Source organism: Nocardioides sp. Root190, assembly GCF_001428565.1.
Classification (GTDB): Bacteria; Actinomycetota; Actinomycetes; order Propionibacteriales; family Nocardioidaceae; genus Nocardioides.
Window position 1 is genome coordinate 234,541 of the sequence record NZ_LMIA01000013.1, and the last position, 20,323, is coordinate 254,863.

17 protein-coding genes are annotated in these 20,323 nt (G+C 70.4%); 6 read left to right on the forward strand and 11 right to left on the reverse strand.

Annotated features, from left to right (window positions below; translation table 11 throughout):
* Positions 1-159 precede the first annotated feature (159 nt).
* Positions 160-1,674, forward strand: a complete 1,515-nt coding sequence (locus ASE01_RS21715; RefSeq protein ID WP_056757660.1) for a sensor domain-containing diguanylate cyclase — start codon at positions 160-162, stop codon at positions 1,672-1,674.
* 1 nt (position 1,675) lies between these two features.
* Here ASE01_RS21715 and ASE01_RS21720 read toward each other — a convergent pair whose 3' ends face one another.
* Complete coding sequence (locus ASE01_RS21720) at positions 1,676-3,133, reverse strand: protein adenylyltransferase SelO (RefSeq protein WP_056757663.1); 1,458 nt, start codon at positions 3,131-3,133, stop codon at positions 1,676-1,678.
* A 31-nt stretch (positions 3,134-3,164) separates the two neighbouring features.
* Here ASE01_RS21720 and ASE01_RS21725 point away from each other — a divergent pair, with 31 nt between their 5' ends.
* Positions 3,165-4,673 (forward strand): acetyl-CoA hydrolase/transferase family protein, encoded by a 1,509-nt coding sequence (locus ASE01_RS21725; protein ID WP_414858543.1) that lies wholly within the window; start codon positions 3,165-3,167, stop codon positions 4,671-4,673.
* A 21-nt stretch (positions 4,674-4,694) separates the two neighbouring features.
* Here the strand turns inward: ASE01_RS21725 and treZ are convergent, their stop codons facing one another.
* The 6 genes from treZ to ASE01_RS21755 form a co-directional block, all read right to left on the reverse strand.
* Positions 4,695-6,455, reverse strand: coding sequence for a malto-oligosyltrehalose trehalohydrolase (gene treZ / locus ASE01_RS21730; protein WP_056757665.1), 1,761 nt, complete (start codon positions 6,453-6,455; stop codon positions 4,695-4,697).
* On the reverse strand, positions 6,452-8,797 hold the full coding sequence (treY, locus tag ASE01_RS21735; protein ID WP_056757668.1) for a malto-oligosyltrehalose synthase: 2,346 nt from the start codon (positions 8,795-8,797) through the stop codon (positions 6,452-6,454). The genes treZ and treY overlap by 4 nt, the downstream gene beginning before the upstream one ends.
* A complete protein-coding gene (gene glgX, locus ASE01_RS21740; RefSeq protein ID WP_056758199.1) occupies positions 8,794-10,968 on the reverse strand; it encodes a glycogen debranching protein GlgX in 2,175 nt (724 codons plus the stop codon). The genes treY and glgX overlap by 4 nt, the downstream gene beginning before the upstream one ends.
* A 130-nt stretch (positions 10,969-11,098) precedes the next feature.
* Positions 11,099-11,422, reverse strand: coding sequence for a hypothetical protein (locus tag ASE01_RS21745; RefSeq protein ID WP_157537709.1), 324 nt, complete (start codon positions 11,420-11,422; stop codon positions 11,099-11,101).
* A gap of 10 nt (positions 11,423-11,432) precedes the next feature.
* Positions 11,433-12,653: a fatty acid desaturase family protein gene (locus ASE01_RS21750; protein ID WP_056757675.1), complete on the reverse strand. Its 1,221-nt coding sequence runs from the start codon at positions 12,651-12,653 to the stop codon at positions 11,433-11,435.
* Positions 12,654-12,731: 78 nt separating this feature from the next.
* Positions 12,732-13,823, reverse strand: coding sequence for a ferredoxin reductase (locus ASE01_RS21755; protein WP_056757679.1), 1,092 nt, complete (start codon positions 13,821-13,823; stop codon positions 12,732-12,734).
* A 134-nt stretch (positions 13,824-13,957) separates the two neighbouring features.
* Between ASE01_RS21755 and ASE01_RS21760 the strand changes: the two genes are divergently transcribed.
* The 3 genes from ASE01_RS21760 (at position 13,958) to ASE01_RS21770 (ending at position 15,914) form a co-directional block, all read left to right on the forward strand.
* On the forward strand, positions 13,958-14,419 hold the full coding sequence (locus ASE01_RS21760; RefSeq protein ID WP_056757682.1) for an SRPBCC family protein: 462 nt from the start codon (positions 13,958-13,960) through the stop codon (positions 14,417-14,419).
* A gap of 181 nt (positions 14,420-14,600) precedes the next feature.
* Positions 14,601-15,389: an MBL fold metallo-hydrolase gene (locus tag ASE01_RS21765; RefSeq protein WP_056757686.1), complete on the forward strand. Its 789-nt coding sequence runs from the start codon at positions 14,601-14,603 to the stop codon at positions 15,387-15,389.
* Between the two features lie 72 nt (positions 15,390-15,461).
* Positions 15,462-15,914, forward strand: coding sequence for a hypothetical protein (locus ASE01_RS21770; protein WP_056757688.1), 453 nt, complete (start codon positions 15,462-15,464; stop codon positions 15,912-15,914).
* Here the strand turns inward: ASE01_RS21770 and ASE01_RS21775 are convergent.
* A complete protein-coding gene (locus tag ASE01_RS21775; protein ID WP_056757691.1) occupies positions 15,905-16,789 on the reverse strand; it encodes an oxygenase MpaB family protein in 885 nt (294 codons plus the stop codon). The two genes, ASE01_RS21770 and ASE01_RS21775, sit on opposite strands and share 10 nt — an antisense overlap.
* Positions 16,790-16,880: 91 nt before the next feature.
* On the opposite strand from ASE01_RS21775, the gene ASE01_RS21780 reads away from it, so the two are divergent.
* The gene (locus tag ASE01_RS21780) at positions 16,881-17,654 is read left to right on the forward strand and encodes a GTP pyrophosphokinase family protein (RefSeq protein WP_082606301.1); all 774 of its coding nucleotides are present in this window, start codon (positions 16,881-16,883) and stop codon (positions 17,652-17,654) included.
* A gap of 1 nt (position 17,655) precedes the next feature.
* On the opposite strand, the gene ASE01_RS21785 is transcribed toward ASE01_RS21780, so the two are convergent.
* The 3 genes from ASE01_RS21785 to ASE01_RS21795 all read right to left on the reverse strand — a co-directional run bounded on the left by ASE01_RS21785 (position 17,656) and on the right by ASE01_RS21795 (position 20,256).
* Positions 17,656-19,407 (reverse strand): DUF429 domain-containing protein, encoded by a 1,752-nt coding sequence (locus ASE01_RS21785; protein ID WP_056757694.1) that lies wholly within the window; start codon positions 19,405-19,407, stop codon positions 17,656-17,658.
* 3 nt (positions 19,408-19,410) lie between these two features.
* Positions 19,411-19,752 (reverse strand): DUF1801 domain-containing protein, encoded by a 342-nt coding sequence (locus ASE01_RS21790; protein ID WP_056757698.1) that lies wholly within the window; start codon positions 19,750-19,752, stop codon positions 19,411-19,413.
* 63 nt (positions 19,753-19,815) lie between these two features.
* The gene (locus tag ASE01_RS21795) at positions 19,816-20,256 is read right to left on the reverse strand and encodes an Lrp/AsnC family transcriptional regulator (protein ID WP_414858547.1); all 441 of its coding nucleotides are present in this window, start codon (positions 20,254-20,256) and stop codon (positions 19,816-19,818) included.
* Between the last annotated feature and the right edge of the window lie 67 nt (positions 20,257-20,323).

Here is a 20,323-nt window from a genome sequence, read left to right on the forward strand (position 1 = left end):
GCACGACGCGCCTGGACAAGGGTGCGCAATTGTCCCGATCTCATACCGGTCGACTGCCGGTCGACTGCCGGTCGACCGCCGATCACTGAGGCCGCGACCGCGTGTAAAGAAATCGTGCTTCCACCTCGAACGCCGTCCCGGCGAGGCGAAGATGGGTGGATGGTGGGGGGAACCGGGGAGCTGTGGCGTGCGCGCCCGCAGGTCCGGCGTGCCCTCGAGCGTCTGCCGCGGGGCGGCACACTGGACGCCAGCTCGTGGGCCCGGCGCCATCGCGGCATCTGCAACCTGCTGTGGCTCCACGTCGCCCTGTTGCCGGCGATCACCGTGCTTCGCGGCGACACCCTCTGGCACGCGCTGCCAGAGGTCGCCGGCATCGCCTGGGTCGCCGTCGCTGCCGAGGTACGCCGCTTCGGTACCCGGGCGCGATCGGCAGCAGCAACCCTCGGCCTGATGGCCTGCTCCGCGGCAGCGGTCCATGTCTTCGACGGCGTGATCGAGGCGCACTTCCACTTCTTCGTCATGGTGGCGGTGGTCGCGCTCTACCAGTCGTGGTTGCCGTACCTGCTGGCTCTCGCCTTCGTGCTCGTGCACCACGGTCTGGTCGGGACGCTCGTCCCGGAGTCGGTCTACAACCACCAGGACGCCATCGACCGCCCGTGGCTCTGGGGCCTGGTGCACGGTGGCTTCATCGTCGCCGAGAGCATCGCCTGCCTCGTCTACTGGCGCGCGAGCGAGCTGGCCGTCGAGCGGGAGCGTCAGGCCCGGCTGACCGCCGAGCAGGCGAGCGAGGACCTTGCCCACGCACAGGAGCTCTCCGGCATGGGCAGCTGGGAGTGGGACGCCCACCTCAACCTGATCAGCTGGTCCGACCACCTCTACGCACTGACCGGGGTGGACCCGTCGTCGTTCATCCCGTCCCTCACCTCGTTCCAGGAGCTGGTGCACCCCGAGGACCGGGACCGGGTGAACCGCCTGATCCACGACTCTGTACGCACCGGAACACTGCTCGAGTACGAGTGCCGGATCGTTCGCGGGGGTGGTGAGATCCGCAGGGTGCATGCCCTGGGCCACGTCATCACCGACGCCGACGGTGTCGTCGTCCGGATCCGCGGCACCATCCACGACGTCACCGAGCGGCGGCGACTCGAGGAATCGATCACGCAGATGGCCTTCCACGACGCGTTGACCGGTCTCTGCAACAGGAGGCTCTACCTCGACCGGCTGAGGGACGCGCTGACCCGCACGAGCACCGACGGTACGACGTGCGCCGTGCTCTTCCTCGACCTCGACGGCTTCAAGGCCGTCAACGACGCACACGGCCACGCGATGGGCGACTCCCTGCTTCAGGAGGTCGCGATCCGGCTCCGCGCCGCCGTCCGCCAGTCCGACACGGTCGCGCGCTTCGGCGGCGACGAGTTCGCGGTGCTCTGTGAAGGGGCCGGACATCTCATCGCCCGGTCCACCGCGCAGCGCATCGAGCGCGAGCTGGACCGCCCGATCCTCGTCGACCGGGTCCACCTCGCCGTCGCGGTGAGCATCGGGATCGCCGTCGCCGAGTCCGGCAACGACGTCACTCCCGACGAGCTGCTGCGTCGCGCGGACGCCGCGATGTACGAGGTGAAGACCTCGGCCAGGCCGACCGACTCGCTCCCCCGTCGCACCCAGTCGGAGTGACTCAGGTGCCGCAGAAGGTCCGGTAGCGGCCGAAGTCCGCCGGCGCCGGCTCGGCGTACCTCTCGAGGCCGGGGCGTTCGTGGAACGGGGCACTGACCGCCTCGAGCAGGCGTCCCAGTGGCGCGAGGTCACCCCCGGTCGCCGCTGCCAGGGCCTCCTCGACGAGGTGGTTGCGCGCGACGTACAGCGGGTTGAGGTGGTCCATCGCCTCCGCGTCGGGCGACAGCGCACGCCACTCGACGAGCCAGCCGTCGATGGCCGCGAGGTCGAGGAACATTCCACGCACCGGCTCGGCGTCGTCGCGGGCCGCCGTCGCGAGGTGCCGCCAGAACGACGTGTGGTCGACGTGGCTCGCCTCGAGGAGCTCGAGCACGCTCGTACCGATCCGGTCGGCCTCGGCCGGGTCGGCATGGAGCACGCCGAGCTTGGCCCGCAGCCCCGTGGAGTACGCCGTGGCGTACTCCGTCCGGAAGGCACCGAGCGCCTCCGTCGCGATCTCCACCGCCCGGTCCTGCTCGTCGGCGAGCAACGGGAGCATCGCCTCGCCGAGACGGGCGAGGTTCCACTCGGCGGCCGCCGGCTGGTTGGCGTAGGCGTAGCGACCGCCCTCGTCGATCGAGCTGAAGACCGTCGAGGGGTCGAAGGCGTCGAGGAAGGCGCACGGCCCGTAGTCGATGGTCTCCCCCGACAGCGTCATGTTGTCGGTGTTCATCACGCCGTGCACGAAGCCGACCAGCATCCAGCGGGCGACCAGGTCGGCCTGCGCTGAGATGACGGCGCGGTAGAAGGCCAGGTGCGGCTGCGGGTCGGAGGCGACCTCGGGGTGGTGGCGCTCGATCGCGTGGTCGACGACGCGTCGCAGCAGGTCGGTGTCGTCGCTCGCACGGGCGAACTGCACGCTGCCGACCCGCAGGTGGCTGCTCGCGATCCGGGCCAGCACGGCACCCGGGAGGATCTCCTCGCGACGCACGCCGCGGCCCGTGGCGACGACGGCGAGTGACCGCGTGGTCGGAATGCCGAGCGCGTGCATGGCCTCGCTGACGACGTACTCGCGCAGCATCGGTCCGAGCGCAGCGAGACCGTCACCTCCGCGCGCGAAGGGCGTGCGTCCCGATCCCTTCAGGTGCAGGTCGCGCAGCCGCCCGTCGGCGTCGACGAGCTCGCCCATCAGCAGGGCACGGCCGTCGCCCAGTCGCGCGAAGCCCCCGAACTGGTGGCCGGCGTAGGCCTGCGCGACCGGCGTCGCTCCCTCCGGGACGACCGTCCCGGTCAGCAGGCCGAGGCCCTCCGGGGTCCGCAGCCGCGCAGGGTCGAGGCCGAGGTCGGCGGCCAGTGCGTCGTTGAGCACCACGAGCTGGGGCTGTGGCGCCTCGGCAGCGCGCGCGGCGTGCGTGAGCTCGGGCAGCGCGCTGGCGAACCGGTGCTGCAGGAGCGCGACGGGAGCAGGTGCCGTGGTCATCCTCCAAGGCTACGGTTGCAACAATGCCGAGGTGACGAACCGGATCACCTGCCCCGAGCTCTCCGCCAGGACGATGACCGCGGAAGCAGCGGCCGCCCTCATCCACCACGGGGACAACGTCGGCTTCAGCGGGTTCACCGGGGCCGGCTACCCCAAGGCGATCCCCGGCGCCCTGCACGACGCGATGGTCGCGGCGCACACGCGCGGGGACGCCTTCCGCATCGGGCTGTGGACCGGTGCCTCGACGGCCCCGGACGCCGACGGGGTGCTCGCGAAGGCGCACGGCGTCTCCAGCAGGCTGCCGTACAACTCCGACCCGACGATGCGCGCGCTGATCAACAGCGGCGAGGTGGACTACATCGACGCCCACCTGTCGCACTCGGCACAGCACATGTGGTTCGGGTTCTACGGGCGCCTCGACGTGGCGGTGGTGGAGGTGACGGCGATCCTGCCGGGCGGGCTGCTCGTACCGAGCAGCTCGGTGGGCAACAACAAGACCTGGCTGGACCAGGCACAGAAGGTGATCCTCGAGGTCAACCACTGGCAGCCGCGCGAGCTCGAGGGCTTCCACGACATCTACTACGGCGCCGCCCTCCCGCCCCACCGCCGCCCGATCGAGCTGACCGAGCCGATGCAGCGGATCGGCGAGCCCTACCTGCGCGTCGACCCGGCGAAGGTCGTGGCCGTGGTCGAGACCGACCGCCCCGACCGCAACTCCCCCTTCAGCCCTCCGGACGAGGTCTCGGCCGCCATCGCCGACCACGTCCTGGACTTCCTGCGCCACGAGGTCCGCGCCGGACGGATGCCCGCCGACCTCCTGCCGCTGCAGTCGGGGGTGGGCAACGTCGCCAACGCCATGCTCGCGGGCCTGCAGGGCAGCGAGTTCACGAACCTGACCGCCTTCACCGAGGTGATCCAGGACGGCATGCTCGACCTGCTCGACAGCGGGACGCTGCGCACCGCGTCGGCGACGTCCTTCGGGCTCAGCGACGCCGGCGTACGTCGCTTCATGGACGGCATCGCGTCGTACAAGGGCCGGATCCTGCTGCGCAGCGAGGAGATCTCCAACCATCCCGAGCTGGTGCGACGGCTCGGCCTGATCGCGATGAACGGGATGATCGAGGCCGACATCTACGGCAACGTGAACTCCACCCACATCATGGGCAGCGCCATCATGAACGGCATCGGCGGCAGCGGCGACTTCGCCCGCAACGCGTTCCTCAACTTCTTCGTGACCCCCTCGACCGCCAAGGACGGTGCCATCTCGGCGATCGTGCCGATGGTCAGCCACGTCGACCACACCGAGCACGACGTCCACGTCATCGTCACCGAGCACGGCCTGGCCGACCTGCGCGGGACCTCGCCGCAGGACCGCGCGCCCCGCATCATCGAGCACTGCGCCCACCCCCGTTTCCGCGAGGCGTTGCAGGACTACTTCGAGCGGGCGTGGAACGAGCGACCGACGGCACGGCACACCCCGCACCTGCTCGGCGAGGCGCTCAGCTGGCACCAGCGCTACCTCGACACCGGGAGCATGTGACCCGAGCAGGCGACGGCGACGTCAGCGCCGAACCAGCACCGCATTCCCCGGTGGTACGACGACCGCACGGGCCGCTGCCCCCACGGCGACCTCGTCCGTGGTGCTGAACAGCACCTCGAGGGCCGGGACCTCCCACGAGACCTCCCAAGGGAGGTCGCCGAGGTTGAGGTGGACGGCGAGGCGCCCCCGTTCGAGGGTCAGGCGCCGAGCGGCCTCGTCGACGGTCGCCTCACCGAAGCCGGGATCGGTCAGCTCGGGGTGCGCGCGGCGCAATGCGGTCAGGCGCCGATAGCCGTCGAGGACGCGAGCGTGCCGGCCCTCGTCGAGCTCGGTCCAGTTCAGCCTGCTGCGGGTGAAGGTGGCGGGGTCCTGCGGGTCGAGGACCTCGGCCGGGTCCCAGCCCATCCGTTCGAACTCCGCGAGCCGGCCGTCGGCGGTCGCCTTCGCGAGCTCGGGCTCCGGGTGCGAGGTGAAGAATGCGAACGGCGTGCTGGCGGCCCATTCCTCGCCCTGGAAGAGCATGGGCGTGAAGGGCGAGGTGAGCGTGAGCAGGGCCGCGCACAGCAGTCGCTCGGTGTCGAGGTGTTCCGCCGTGCGGTCACCGCGGGCGCGGTTGCCGACCTGGTCGTGGTTCTGCGCGCAGACCACCAGGCGCCACGCGGGCATCCGCTCGGTGTCGACCGGCCGGCCGTGGTCGCGGCCCCGGAAGCTCGAGTGGGTGCCGTCGTGGAAGAAGCCGCGGTCGAGCACCTTCGCGAGCGCTCCGAGTGGGGCGAAGTCCTCGTAGTACCCGGTGGTCTCTCCGGTCAGCGCGACGTGGACGGCGTGGTGGAAGTCGTCGCTCCACTGGGCGTCGATGCCGCGGCCGCCGGCCTCGCGGGGGGTGACCATCCGCGTGTCGTTGAGGTCGGACTCGGCGATCAGCGTGAGCGGACGGTTCTGGTGCGCCGACAGCGCCTGCACCTCGATCGCCATCTCCTCGAGCAGGTGCACGTCGGAGTCGTCGACCAGGGCATGCACGGCGTCCAGGCGCAGGCCGTCGACGTGGAAGTCACGCAGCCACATCAGTGCGCTGTCGAGGATGAAGTGCCTGACCTCGGCCGAACCCTCGCCGTCGAGGTTGACCAGGTCGCCCCACGTGTTGCGCCCGTCCTTGAGGTACGGCCCGAAGCGCGGCAGGTAGTTGCCCGACGGACCGAGGTGGTTGTGGACGACGTCCTGGATGACGCCGATCCCTGCGCGGTGGCAGGCGTCGACGAGACGCTGGTACGCCGCCGGGCCGCCGTACTGCTCGTGGACCGCCGACCAGAGGACCCCGTCGTAGCCCCAGTTGTGCACGCCGTTGAACGCGTTGACCGGCATCAGCTCGATGAAGCCGACACCCAGCGACAGGAGGTGGTCGAGGCGGTCGACGACGGCGTCGAACGTGCCCTCCGGTGTGAAGGTGCCGACGTGCAGCTCGTAGATCGTCGCCCCGGCCAGCTGTCGGCCGGTCCACGCCTGGTCACGCCACTCGTGGGCGGCGGGGTCGAAGGTGGCGGACCGCTCGTGCACGCCCTCTGGCTGTCGTCGCGAACGCGGGTCCGGCAGGGCTCGATCCTCGTCGTCGAGCAGGTAGCCGTAGCGGGTGCCGTCGGGCAGCGGGCCGATCGGCGTCGCCACCGTCCACCAGCCGCCCCCGGCTTCCGTCATCGGCACCGCGAGGTCCTCGAGGCTGAGCCGGACGCGGCGGGCGCGTGGCGCCCACACGTCGAAGGCAGGTCGTTGACGTGGGGTGCTCATGTGTCCTCCCGGACCAGCAGGGCGACGGGGAGCCGGTCGAGCAGGGAGCCGAGGTCGGCCGAGGCCGGACGATCGGTCACCAGGTCACGCCACTCCCCCACTGGCAGCTCGAGGCGGGTGTCGCTCCATCCGCCTGCGCGCTCCAGCCCGACGGGCAGCCGGGTCACCACCGCGACCACGCCGCCGCGGTCGAACGCCAGCGCGTGCCCCGCCGCCGACCCGGTCACGGTGACCGGCGTGTAGCCGGTGAAGAGCTCCGGCCGGTCCCGCCGCAGCCGCAGCGCGGTCCGCACGACGTGCAGCTTGGCCCCACCCTCGTCGAGTGGGTCGGTGGGCCGGTGCGGGACGTCGCCCTCCAGGGCCAGTCGCCGCCGGAGCGCGAAGTCGACCGGCCGGCGGTTGTCGGGGTCGACCAGGCTCTGCTCCCAGAGCTCGCTGCCCTGGTAGACGTCGGGCACTCCGGGGACGATCAGGCTCAGCAGCTTGGCCGACAGCGCGTTGCTCCAGCCCGGCGCGGCCAGTCGATCGGCGGCGGCGTCGACCAGCGAGCGGACCGCCGGGTCGTCGTACGCCGCGTCGACGAGGGCGTGCACCGCCTTCTCGTACGACGTGTCGGGCGCCGTCCACGTGGTGCGGTCGCCGGCCTCGCGCATCGCCTTCTCGGCGTACCCGTGCAGGCGATCGCGCTCCAGCGGCCAGGCCCCGACGGCGGCCTGCCAGAGCAGGTTGGCGAAGCCGGGATCGGGTGCCGGCGCCGCCTCGAGCAGGGAGGTGAGCGTGGCGGTCCACCACTCCGGGTCCTCGGCAAGCACCGAGATCCGGGCGCGGACGTCCTCTCCGCGCTTGGTGTCGTGGGTGCTGAGGGTGGTCATCGCATCCGGGGTGCTCGCCTGCCTGCGGGCCATCGCTGCATGGAAGCCTGCCGTGTCAAGGGCGAAGTGGTCAGGGTCGGCGCCGACCTCGTTGAGCGAGGTCAGCCGACTCCACCGGTAGAAGGCACGGTCCTCGACGCCCTTGGCCATCACCATCCCGCTTGTCTGCTGGAAGCGCAGCGAGGGAGCAAGCACACGGTCCTCCAGGACCGGCAGCACCAGGTCGAGCTGCTCGACGAGGTCCGGCCGGTCGCCGCGAACGATCTCGGCGGCCAGTCGCAGGTGCTCCTGCCCGTCGGGGAGGTAGCTCCGGTAGACGGGAAAGGCGGCAAGCAGCTCGACGAGCACCTGCTCCACACCCGCACGCCACTCCTCGTCGGCCGAGACGTCCAGCTCACGGGCGATCTCCCGCGCGATCCGGCGCACCTCCGAGTTGAGGATGCTCGTCGCGACGTCCCGCTTGTTGTCCCGGACGAGCTCCGCCCAGGGCGGCACCCCGCCGCGCAGCCGGTCGTCGAGCTCGGTGAGCGGGTCCTCGCCGGCCGGGTCGACGAGCACGCGATCGATCGCCGCGAGCACCTCGTAGCCGGTGGTCCCGGCGGTGCGCCAGTGCGGCGGCAGCTCCTCGCCGGTCTCCAGGATCTTCTCCACGACGATCCAGGCCCCGTCGGTCAGCGCCCCGAGGTCCTCGAGGTACGACGCCGGGTGGCGCAGGCCGTCCGGGTGGTCGACCCGCAGGCCGTCCACGAGCCCCTCCCGGAACCAGCGGGCGACCTCCACGTGGGTCGCCTCGAAGACGTCGCGGTCCTCCACGCGGACGCCGGCCAGCGTGTTGACCGCGAAGAAGCGGCGGTAGTTCAGGTGGGTGTCGGCAGCGCGCCAGCTGACCAGGCGGTAGTGCTGGCGCTCGTGCACGACCTGCGGGTCCCGGGAGTCGTCAGCCGTGCCGGGCGCGATGGGGAACCGGTGGTCGTGGTAGCCGAGCATGCCGTCCACCAGCTCCAGGTGGGCGGTCGGGCCGTCGGGGCGGTCGTCGTCACCGACGACCGGTATCAGGAGCCGGCCGTCGCCGGCAGGCCAGTCGACGTCGAAGAAGCGCTCGAAGCGCGAGCCCGGGCCGTGCATGAGGAGGTCCCACCACCACCCGTTCGTGGCCGGGCTCTCCACGCCGACGTGGTTCGGCACGATGTCCACCAGGACGCCGATCCCCCGCCGGTGCGCCTCGGCAGAGAGCTCGGCGAGGGCCTCCGGCCCGCCGCGGGCCGGGTCGACGCGCGTGGGGTCGACGACGTCGTACCCGTGGTCGCTTCCGGGATGGGCCTCGAGCAGCGGTGACAGGTAGATCCACCCGACACCGAGCTCATCGAGGTGCGGCAACAGCTCGCGAGCGGCGTCGAGGTCGAAGGACTCGCGCACCTGGACGCGGTAGGTGCTGGTCGGGACGCCGCCCGGACCCGCCGGCGCCGTCACTGCTCACCCGTCATCGACGCGACCGAGGCGGCCGGGCTGACGTCGGCCTCGGGCGCCGGCTCGTGCCACTGCTGGAGCACGACGACGCTGCGGTGCGGCAGCGCGAAGACTCCACCGGCCTCGACCCGCAGCTCGGGGTCACAGCTGCCGCTGGTGTCGACGACCACCTGCCATCCCGAGGCGTACTCCTCGTCCGGAAGGGCGACCTCGCGGTCGTCGGCGCCGTTGAACAGGATCAGGAAGTGGTCGTCCCGGATGGGCTGTCCCCGCGGATCGCGGCCGGCGATGCCGTCACCGTTGAGGTACATGCCCAGGGTCCGCAGGCCCTCCCAGTCGTCGTCCTCCATCGGACGGCCGTCGGGGTGCAGCCACACGATGTCGTTGAGCCGCTCGCCCTCACCGGTGCGCACCGTCCTGCCGGTGAAGAAGCGCTGGCGACGCAGGGACGGGTGCTCCCGCCGAAGCCGGACGAGCTCGCTGACGAACTCGCACAGCGGCCGGTCTGTCCGCTCCCAGTCGATCCAGCTCAGCGGCGAGTCCTGGGCGTAGGTGTTGTTGTTGCCCTCCTGCGTGCGCCCCAGCTCGTCGCCGTGCAGCAGCATCGGTACGCCCTGGCTGAGCAGGAGCGTCGCGAGCAGGTTGCGCTGGTCGCGCGCACGCGCCTCGTTGACGCCCGGCTCGTCGGTCGGACCCTCCACGCCGTGGTTCCACGAGCGGTTGTCGTCGGCGCCGTCGCGGCTGTCCTCGCCGTTGGCCTCGTTGTGCTTCTGCTCGTAGGACACCAGGTCGCGCAGGGTGAAGCCGTCGTGCGCGGTGACGAAGTTGATGCTCGCGACCGGACGACGTCCGGAGTGCTCGTAGAGGTCGGCGGACCCGGCGAGCCGACTGGCCAGCTCTCCCAGGTTGGCGTCACCACGCCAGAAGTCACGGACGCTGTCACGGTAGGCGCCGTTCCACTCCGTCCACTGCGGCGGGAAGTTGCCGACCTGGTAGCCACCGGGCCCGACGTCCCACGGCTCTGCGATCAGCTTCACCTGGCTGACGACCGGGTCCTGCTGCACGAGCTCGAAAAAGGTCGCGAGCTTGTCGACGTCGTAGAACTCGCGAGCCAGCGCCGAGGCGAGGTCGAAGCGGAAGCCGTCGACGTGCATCTCGGTGACCCAGTAGCGCAGCGAGTCCATGATCAGCTGCAACGAGTGCGGATTGCCGGCGTTGAGCGAGTTCCCCGTGCCTGTGTAGTCCATGTAGTACTGCTTCTCGTCGTCGACGAGCCGGTAGTACGCCGGGTTGTCGATGCCCTTGAAGCTCAGCGTCGGTCCCAGGTGGTTGCCCTCGGCAGTGTGGTTGTAGACCACGTCGAGGATGACCTCGATGTTCGCGTCATGAAGGGCCTTGACCATGGCCTTGAACTCCTGCACCTGGTGGCCGGGCGTCGACCCTGCGCCGTACCCCTCGTGCGGGGCGAAGAAGCCCAGGGTGTTGTAGCCCCAGTAGTTGCGCAGGCCACGCTGCAGCAACACGTCGTCGTGGACGAACTGGTGCACCGGCATCAGCTCGACCGCGGTGACCCCCAGGTGGTGCAGGTGGTCCACCACCGAGCTGTGGGCCAGCCCGGAGTAGGTGCCGCGGAGCGCCTCCGGGACGTCGGGGTGGGTCGCGGTCAGGCCCTTGACATGCGCCTCGTAGATCACCGTCTCCGCGTACGGCGTCCGCGGCGCCCGGTCCCCCTCCCAGTCGAACCACGGATTGGTCACCACGCCCAGGACCATCCGGTCCAGCGAGTCCTCGTCGTTGCGGGAGTCGGGGTCGCCGAAGTCGTAGCCGAAGAGGCTCTGGTCCCACTCGACGTCGCCGACCGTCGCCTTGGCGTACGGGTCGAGCAGCAGCTTGGTGGGGTTGCAGCGCAGGCCCTGGCTCGGGTCCCACGGGCCGTGCACGCGGTATCCGTAGCACTGCCCGGGCTGGACCTCGGGCAGGTAGGCGTGCCAGACGTAGGCGTCGGCCTCGGTCAGCTCGACCCGCGTCTCGCGGCGCCCTCCGGAGCCATCGGTGTCCAGGTCGACGAGGCACAGCTCCACCCTCTCGGCCACCTCGGAGAACAGGGCGAAGTTGGTGCCCGTCCCGTCGAAGCTCGCACCCAGCGGGTACGCCGATCCGGGCCAGGTCTCCACCACGTGCTCCACCTCCGCATCAGGCGACGTCGGTACGCCGCCGAGCGCTGGAGGTACCCCCGCGCGGCCACTTCACCCACGCAGGGAACCGAAGGGGTCGGAGATCACACGTGATCACCGCTGGCCGACCTCAGCCGACGGCGAGTCGGGAGTTGGGCTCGAACCTCGGCCTCGGATCCGGATCGTGGCGCACGGGCCGGACGAACTCGAAGCCTCCGGTGCGGACCAGCACGAAGCCGGGCCCGGAGGCAGCGAGCAGGTCCTGCGCGCAAGGGTCGTGCAGTGGGGGCACGTGGAAGCTGTTGCGGGCGTCCTCGTCGGCGTCACCGACGAAGACGACCGGACGTCCGAGCGTCTCCCCGCACATCCCACAGACCCGGGCGAGGGCGCAGCGAGTCACCTTGCGGCGGTCGAGCTCCCCGTCGGTCCAGGCGAACCCGGAGATCGTGTCCACGGCCACCGGCTCAGGCGGACGCCTGCTCGGAGCGCGACCAGCCGCCGAGCTCGCGGCGACGCTCCTGGCGCGCCTCCTGCCGCTGTCGACCGTGCTCGACCGTGACGTCGTCCCCCGTGGGCGGCTTGTCGTCGGAGGTGAGCTTGTTGGGCAGCGAGAGCTTCATGATCACGCGGAGCACCTGGCCGTACTGCTGGTGCAGCGGTCCGGTCGTGTACGGGATGTCGTACTTGTCGCACAGCGCGCGCACCCGGGTCGAGATCTCGGCGTACCGGTTGCTCGGGAGGTCCGGGTAGAGGTGGTGCTCGATCTGGTAGCCGAGGTTGCCGCTCATCACGTGCAGCAGCTTGCCGCCCTCGAAGTTCGCGGTGCCGAGGATCTGGCGCAGGTACCACTCCGACCGGGTCTCGTCGTCGATCTCGTCCTCGGTGAAGTGCAGGGCGCCGTCAGGGAAGTGGCCGCAGAAGATGATCAGGTAGGACCACAGGTTGCGCATCAGGTTCGCGCTCGCGTTGGCCTTCATCGTGGACTTCCACTGCCGCCCGCTCAGCGCCGGGTAGAGCACGTAGTCCTTGAGGATCTGGTTGCGCCCCTTCTTCACGATCTGCTTGAGCTGGCGCTTCATCTCCTTCGGGTCCTTCTCGCGCTTGCGGATCGCCTCGATGTCGAGGTCGTGCAGCGCGACTCCCCACTGGAACAGGCTGGCCAGCAGCGCGTTGTAGACGGGCTGACCCAGGTTGACCGGGTGCCACTTCTGCTCGCGCGCCATCCGCAGGACGCCGTACCCGATGTCGTTGTCGTAACCGAGGACGTTGGTGAACTGGTGGTGGATGTAGTTGTGGCTGTGCTTCCACTGCTCGGCCGGCTGGCCGGTGTCCCACTCCCACGTCGAGGAGTGGATCTCGGGGTCGTTCATCCAGTCCCACTGGCCGTGCATGACGTTGTGGCCGATCTCCATGTTCTCGAGGATCTTGGCCAGGCCGAGGCTGATCGCGCTGAGCGCGACCACCGGGCGGCGCACCTTCGGGTCGAGGGGCGCACTGACGATCATGCCGATCCGGGCGACGGCCGCCATCCAGCGCTGGGTGGTGATCACGCGGTTGATGTAGGCCGCGTCGGCGTCCCCGCGGGACTCCTCGATCTCCTTGCGGATGGCGTCGAGCTCGAGCCCGATCTGCTCGACCTCCTCGGCGGTGAGATGGGTGTACTGGGCGACGTCGGCGATGGCCATGTCTTCTCCTCGAGTCCTCGTGGGTCTGCGTGGGTCTGCGTGGGTCTGCGTGGGTCTTGGGGTCGGGCGGTGGGGCGCTCAGATGTCGAGCACGCACGCACCGACCGGGACGGTCACGCAGGTCTGGACCTGTTCGTTGGGCTGGTCGTAGTCGTTGCCGTTGCGCAGGTCGCGCACGGTTCCGGAGATCTTGGTGACGGTGCAGGTGTGGCAGATGCCGACGCGGCAGCCGTAGGGCATGCCGACACCTGCCTGTTCCCCTGCCTCGAGCACCGTGGTGGCGCCGTCGACGTCGGCCTGCTTGCCGGAGTTCTGGAAGGTGATCTCCCCGCCCTCGCCGCCGTCCCCGCTGACGGCCAGCGAGAAGCGCTCCAGGTGCAGCTGGTCGGCGAGGTCGGCCTGCTCCCAGTGCTGTTCCACGGCGTCCAGCATCGGGGCCGGCCCGCAGGCCCAGGTCTCGCGCTCGCGCCAGTCCGGAGCGATGGTGTCGAGCGTCGCCAGGTCGAGGATTCCCTCGGTGTCGGTGTGCCGCTCGACGAAGGTGAGCTGGGGGTGCTTCTCGTGGAGCGAGCGCAGCTCGTCGCGGAAGATCATCCGGTCGGGCGTGGTCGAGGAGTAGTGCAGGACCACGTCGGACATCGTGTTGCGCCGATCCAGGGTCCGCAGCATCGACATCACGGGGGTGATTCCGCTGCCGCCGACCAGGAAGAGCGACCGAGGCGGCGGCGGGTCGGGCAGCACGAAGTCGCCGCTCGGGGTGGCCAGGCGCACGATCGTGCCGGGCTCCAGACCGTTGACCAGGTGGTCGGACAGGAATCCCTCCGGCATCGCCCGCACCGTGATCGCGAGCGTGCGACCGGAGCGGACCGGCGGCGAGCTCACGGAGTACGACCGCCAGTGGTACTTGCCGCCGATCTGCACCCCGATCCCGACGAACTGGCCGGGCCGGTGGAGGTAGCGCCACCCCCACCCGGGCCGGATCACCAGCGTGGCGGCGTCGTCGGTCTCACGGATCACCCGCTCGACACGTCCACGCAGCTCGCGCGAGCTCCACAGCGGGTTGATCAACGTCAGGTAGTCGTCGGGCAGGAGCGGCGTGGTGAGCTTGTCAGCCGCTTTGCGGACCTGCTCCCAGGTCGGTCCCGATCGCTCGCGAGTGGCCCCAGTCATACGACTCAGTGAACACATGCTCACTCAGATTCGTCAAGCGATCCGTCCACGGCTGTCACTCCCCGGGTGAGGGGCGACCGCTCGGGTACTGCCGGGAGGAACGTGACAGCGAAGACGACAGAGAGGCAGTCATCATGAGCACGATCCAGCAGTCCATCGACGTCGAGGTTCCCGTGCGGACCGCCTACAACCAGTGGACCCAGTTCGAGTCGTTCCCGCAGTTCATGTCGGGAGTCGAGTCGATCACCCAGCTCGACGACAAGCACCTGCACTGGGTGACCAGCATCGCCGGCGTCGAGCGCGAGTTCGACGCGGAGATCACCGAGCAGCACCCGGACGAGCGCGTCGCGTGGGCGAGCACCGGCGGCGACGCGAAGCATGCGGGCGTCGTCACCTTCCACCGCCTCGACGACACCACCTCGCGCGTGATGGTCCAGATCGACTGGGAGCCGTCCGGCCTGGTCGAGAAGGTCGGTTCGGCGGTCAACGTCGACGACCACCGCGTCAAGGGCGACCTCACGCGCTTCAAGGAGTTCATCGAGGGCCGGGGCCACGAGTCCGGCGCCTGGCGCGGGGACGTCGACGCCCCGAGCTGACCTCCCACTGATGTCGGGGCCGTCGTGGTGCGCGAAGTGCCCCCTTTTCTCCCGCGAAGTGTCACCGTTTCTCCATCGAGGTGTCCCTGATAGGAGATCTCGGTGGAGAAACCCACGCACTTCGCGGGAGAAAACCACGCACTTCGCGGGCGACCGGGCCTGAGATCCCTAGAGTCAGCGCATGGCTCCCACCAAGGTCACCCACATCGGCGGACCGACGACGCTCATCGAGGTCGGCGGCTGGCGGATCCTGACCGATCCCACCTTCGACCCGCCCGGCAAGCGCTACTTCTTCGGCTGGGGTACGACGTCGCGCAAGCTCGTCGGACCATCGATGACGCCCGAGCAGATCGGGCCCGTCGACGCCGTGCTGGTCAGCCATCACCACCACGGCGACAACCTCGACCCGTCGGCGCGCGAGTTGCTGCCGACCTGGGGCACCACGCTGACGACGAGGAAGGGCGCAGCGAAGCTCGGCCGTGGCGCCATCGGTCTGGCGCCGTGGGAGAGTACGACGCTGGAGGCCCCGGGCAAGGAGACGATCACCGTCACCGCCACGCCGTGCCGGCACGGGCCGGTCGGCAGTGAGCCGATCACCGGCCCGGTCATCGGCTTCGCACTCGCCTGGGCGGGCCAGGAGAACGGTCAGCTCTGGATCACCGGCGACACCATCCTCTACCCCGCGCTGCGCGAGGTGCCCACCCGGATCGACGTCGGGACCATGCTGCTGCACCTCGGCTCGGTGAGGTTCCGCTACCTGTCCGGCTGGTTCCGCTACACGATGGATGCCCGCGAGGGGGCCGAGCTGATCGGCCTCGTCGACCCGGCGCACGTCGTACCCGTGCACTACGAGGGGTGGTCGCACTTCCAGCAGGGCCGCGGGCCGGCCGAGGCCGTCCTGGCCCGCTCCCCGCTGGCCGATCGGATCACCTGGCTCGACCCGGGCGAGGACGTCACGCTCCCCGTCTGACTGCAGGAGGAGTCGGGTACCGCTGCTCCGGACGGGAACGAACCCGCCCATTCGACCAGCGAAAGGAACCCCGTGACCCGTACCAACCCGATCGGCCTCATCAAGGACGTGGCCGTCGAGACCCTCAAGGTCCCCGCGAACATGGCGGGAGCCGCCGTCGGCCTCGCCAAGGGCGCGACGCACAAGGCCACCGGCGTGGTCACCTCGCTCCTCGACTCCCACGGAGACGGCAAGGGCAGTGGACGCGAGTCCGGGACGGCGCCTGTCCGGGACGCCGTGGCCAGGACCACCGAGGACGTCGCCGAACAGGCGAGCAAGGTCGCGGAGAAGGTGCAGGCCAGCCCCGACGAGCCTGTCAACGTCACCGAGGAGCTCGGCCTGGATCCCTCCCCCGTCGCCAAGCCGAAGCCGGCTCGCAAGACGGCGACGCGCAAGCCGGTCACCAAGATCGACCGCGACGCCGACGCGAGCGCCGTCGACGCCACGCCCGCCGATCTCGCCGACCGGGCCGAGCGTCAGGACTGAGAGACGCTCGCCGGGGCGGGCGGGGTCATCGCCCAGCGAATGGCGCCGACCGCCACCCGCCCCATCCCGCGCACGACGGTCCGCTCGGCCACGGGCAGCCACGGCAGGCGCAGATGACGCCTGGTCCACACCGGCATCAGCGCGACGGCGGCCGCCACCAGCACGCCGTACGGCGCCCGGGCGGCCAGCGGCAGCGGCGGCTTGAGGAGCAGGTAGCGCACCGCCTCGCGGGCGTCGTCCGATCCCCTCAGCTCGGGGCGGAAGTCGGCCAGCACCGCACGCAGCTCGGCGTACGTCGTGGGCGGGTCGAGCACACCGAGGCGTCGGGCGATCTCGGCGGTCTGGGCGACGTACTCGTCGCATCCCGCCTCGTCGAGCGGCCGGTCGCCATAGGTCTGGTGCGCCAGCAGGAAGCTGTCGATCTCGGCGACGTGGACCCACAGCAGCAGGTGCGGGTCGCTGGCGACGTACGGCGCCCCGTCGGGGCCGGTCCCGGTGATCCGGTCGTGGATCGAGCGCACGATGTCGACAGCCTGCTGCGCGTCGTCGGCCGTCCCGAACGTGGTGACGGCCAGGAAGCGGCTGGTGCGCGCGAGCCGGCCCCACATGTCGCCACGGAAGCCCGAGTGCTCCGAGACCGCCCGCATCGCGACCGGGTGCAGGGTCTGGAGGAGCAGGGCGCGGATGCCGCCGACGAACATCGACGCATCGCCGTGGACACGGGTGATCGCGCTGTCGGGCTCGAACCACCGCGGACCAGGCGTGTCGTGGATGCGATCACGGTGCTGAGCCCCGTCGGGGCCGGCGACGCGGTGGAACAGCGCCTCGCCCAGCCGTCCGCGCAGTGCGCCGAGGTCGATCAGGGTGGCCGCCATGGCTCCAGTCTGCCGTCCCTGGCCAACCCCCGGGTCGAGGGACTTGAGTGCTCAGGGATGCTGGATCTGATCACCAGGAGGAATCCCCACGATGAGTGCCGAGCCCGCCCCGCCCGTGACCCGACCGCCCGGGCCCAGTGCGCGGCCCAGCGGACCCGCGTCCGAGGTGCTCCGCGAGCTCTTCACCGGACTGCTCGGTGACTCCGAGGAGGTGAGTGCCCGCGAGGAGCACCTGGCCGCGCAGTTGCGCGAGCTCCAGCTGGGGATGACCCGGTTCCGGATGCGCTACAAGTTCGCGCTCGACGAGGTCACCACGAAGATCTCGATCCTGCGCGAGGAGTTCGAGCAGACCCACGACCACAGCCCGATCGAGCACGTCCGGACCCGGCTGAAGTCGCCCGAGAGCCTGTTCGCGAAGGTCGCCCGGATCGGCTGCCCGCCCACCCTCGAGGACATCGAGGCGCGGATCCAGGACATCGCCGGTGTGCGCATCGTCTGTCCGTTCGCGTCCGACGTCTACTGGATCAGCGACATGCTGACCGGCCAGCCCGACGTGACCGTGCTCGAGGTCGAGGACTACATCGCCCGCCCCAAGCCCAACGGCTACCGCAGCCTGCACCTCATCGTCACGCTGCCGGTCTTCCTGTCCGACCGCACCGAGAACGTCCCGGTCGAGCTGCAGATCCGCACCATCGCGATGGACTTCTGGGCCAGCGTCGAGCACGCGATCTACTACAAGTACGACGGCGTCGTACCCACGACGCTGCTCGACGAGCTGCACCACGCGGCCAGCACCGCAGCGTCCCTCGACCAGACGATGGGCCGGCTGCGCAACGAGGTCCGCGAGCTCGACCCCGGCTACTGACTCAGGTTGCCGGAGCTCCCGGGACGCTCGCCCGCATCTTGGCCAGACGGGCCTGCAGCGACGGCACCCGATGAGCGTTGGCGCGCAGGTCGACGTACTCCTCGCCGTAGGTCCACAGGAGCGCATCGTCGAGACGGCGTACGGCGCCGGGCGGGTAGCGGTAGCCCATCCGCTCCTTGAGCAGGTCGGCGTCCACGGCCCGGAGCGTCTCCCCCAGCGCTGCGAGCGAGGTGATGCCGAGCTCGAGCACCACGGTGGAGATCCACACGTAGTGGTCGGTCCGCGACCAGCCGGAGTCGGCGTACTGGCCGGCGAGGAAGGCGGCGAGCTCGCGCGGCGGGATGCGGGGATCGTCGTCGGCCGTCACGTCGCCCGCATCAGTGGGCCCGGGCAGCAGCCGGTCGCGGATCGTCGAGAACTCCTTGTCCGCGAGCTCGAGCAGGCCGGCGGCGAGGGTGAAGCGACGGTCGAACTCGTGCACGTGCTCCTCGGGGATCGTGCCCTTGTAGCGGATGTCGTGCTCGAACTCGGCCCACGCGTGCTGGAGGACGGTGCGGATCTGGACCTGGGCCCGGTGCGCATGGCCCTCGACGCCGATCAGCAGGTGGCGGCTGGCGTACCCGAAGCGTCCCTCGCTCGCCGTCTCCTGGCCCATGTCGCGGTCGTCGAGAACGATGACCTGCTCGGCAAGCAGGTCGGCCACGGCCTGGACGTCGCTGTGCACGTAGGTGATGACGCGGACGCCGATCTGGTCGGTGATCTCGCGCAGCGGGTCGGCGTAGACAGGGTGCCCGACAGCGGTGCGGGCGGCCTTGGCGGCGAACGAGGTCACGGACTTCGCCCGCCCCGTCACCGTCAGGTAGTTGATGCCCGCGTCGTCGAGGATGGTGATGACCCGCTCGACGTACTCCTCGGTCGCGGCACGCGTGGCCGGCCAGCCGTTGGCGTACTCGCGGACCGCGAACCCGATGTCGGGGGCCGTGGGGGTCGACGAGGAGCGCTTGCGTCGCGGGGTGGGGACGAGGTCCTCGGGCAGCGCGGGCGTGACGATGTAGCCGGACTCGAGGTCGCCGTACACGACGGTGTCGTCGCGCCGGAGGTCGGCGAAGATCGCGATGTAGGCGCACATGACCGCGTCGACCTGGTCCTCGACGACGCGCAGCTCGCTCTTGCGCTCCGCCACGGCGACCGCGGCGCGCAGCTCGCGCCAGGCGGGACCGTCGACCCGCAGCGCGGGCTCCGCGTTGGCCAGTCCCTCGATGAGGCGCATCAGCACGAGGAGCTCGGCACGGAGCTGGTCGACGTCGCGACCGGGCTTGTCCTTGTACTTCAGCGTCCGGCCGAGCCGGAACAGAGCGACGGTCGCGGGGTGCGGGTAGACCTCGATGCCCCGGCGTGTCCGGCGCGACCACGGGTTGATGTCGAGCCCCAGCAGGGCGGCGAGCCGCGCGGCGCGGGGCTGCTCGCTGAACTCGGGCTTGGCGGTGTTGGAGGGGTGCGCACCCGCGTCGAACCGGGCGAAGTCCTTGTTGAGCAGCTTCTCCGCCGGCCGGTTCCCCGACGCGTTGCGCACGATCAGCGGGGCGTCGATCGCGACGAGGCACTCCTCGTCGTCGTACGACGCCAGGAAGGCGACGATCTCCTCGTCGGTCCGCACGGCCGCGACCCCCAGGAGCGCGCCCTCGGCGTCGACGACCGCCAGTCCGGTGGGCTTGCGCTCGCCCCAGGCCAGGTCGACCCCGATGTACTGCACGCCTCAGGCCCGGTTGCGGGCGACGGCCTCGCGGACGAGGTCGACGAAGGCCGCGGTGTCCAGCTCGTCACCCTCGTGCAGGTCGATGGCCCGGCGGGTGCCCGCGTCGAGACTCGCGTTGAACAGGCCGGACGGGTCTGCGAGGGAGGCGCCCTTCGCGAAGGTCGTCTTGACCTTGTCCTTGTAGGTCTCCAGGGTGCAGATCAGGCCGTCCGCGGTGAAGGTGGGGACACCGTCGGGGTTGGACGCCTTCTTCCACTTGGCCTCCTCGATCACCGCAGGCTCGGCCTCGACGATGAGCGCACGGATCTGCTCGACCCGGTCACTGCGCCAGTCAACACTCATGAGGCGAACCTATCGCCCCGCGCGGGTTCACCGGGGTAGGCGGAAGGATCCACGCCACATCCCTCAGCGCACGCCCCAGGCGTAGGTCTGCTTGCGCAGGCGCAGGTAGACCAGCGTCTCGGTCGACAGCACGCCGGGGATGGTGCGGATCCGGCTGGAGATGACCTGGAGCAGGTGCTCGTCGCTCTCGCAGACGACCTCGGCCAGCACGTCGAAGGAGCCGGCGGTGATGACGACGTAGTCGACCTCGACCAGGTCGGCGAGGGCATCCGCGATCGGCTCGAGCTCGCCGGTGGCCTTGATCCCGATCATCGCCTGGCGGGCGAAACCCATCTCGAGCGGGTCGGTCACCGCGACCACCTGCATCACGCCGCTGTCGACCAGGCGCTGGACCCGCTGCCTCACCGCTGCCTCGGAGAGGCCGACCGCCTTGCCGATCGCGGCATAGGAGCGTCGACCGTCCTCCTGGAGCTCGGCGATGATCGCCTTGGAGACGTCGTCCAGTGGAGCGGGCTTCGGCTTGGTCACCCCCGAATCCTCACAGGTCCCACCGCCCCCATGCAACGTGGAG

What these genes read in the sequence shown, in the direction of transcription:
- ASE01_RS21715 (WP_056757660.1), top strand. Translation starts at nt 160, where the DNA reads ATGGTGGGGGGAACCGGGGAGCTGTGGCGTGCGCGCCCGCAGGTCCGG.
- ASE01_RS21720 (WP_056757663.1), bottom strand. Translation starts at nt 3,133, where the DNA reads ATGACCACGGCACCTGCTCCCGTCGCGCTCCTGCAGCACCGGTTCGCC.
- treZ (WP_056757665.1), bottom strand. Translation starts at nt 6,455, where the DNA reads ATGAGCACCCCACGTCAACGACCTGCCTTCGACGTGTGGGCGCCACGC.
- ASE01_RS21750 (WP_056757675.1), bottom strand. Translation starts at nt 12,653, where the DNA reads ATGGCCATCGCCGACGTCGCCCAGTACACCCATCTCACCGCCGAGGAG.
- ASE01_RS21755 (WP_056757679.1), bottom strand. Translation starts at nt 13,823, where the DNA reads ATGACTGGGGCCACTCGCGAGCGATCGGGACCGACCTGGGAGCAGGTC.
- ASE01_RS21760 (WP_056757682.1), top strand. Translation starts at nt 13,958, where the DNA reads ATGAGCACGATCCAGCAGTCCATCGACGTCGAGGTTCCCGTGCGGACC.
- ASE01_RS21765 (WP_056757686.1), top strand. Translation starts at nt 14,601, where the DNA reads ATGGCTCCCACCAAGGTCACCCACATCGGCGGACCGACGACGCTCATC.
- ASE01_RS21775 (WP_056757691.1), bottom strand. Translation starts at nt 16,789, where the DNA reads ATGGCGGCCACCCTGATCGACCTCGGCGCACTGCGCGGACGGCTGGGC.
- ASE01_RS21780 (WP_082606301.1), top strand. Translation starts at nt 16,881, where the DNA reads ATGAGTGCCGAGCCCGCCCCGCCCGTGACCCGACCGCCCGGGCCCAGT.
- ASE01_RS21790 (WP_056757698.1), bottom strand. Translation starts at nt 19,752, where the DNA reads ATGAGTGTTGACTGGCGCAGTGACCGGGTCGAGCAGATCCGTGCGCTC.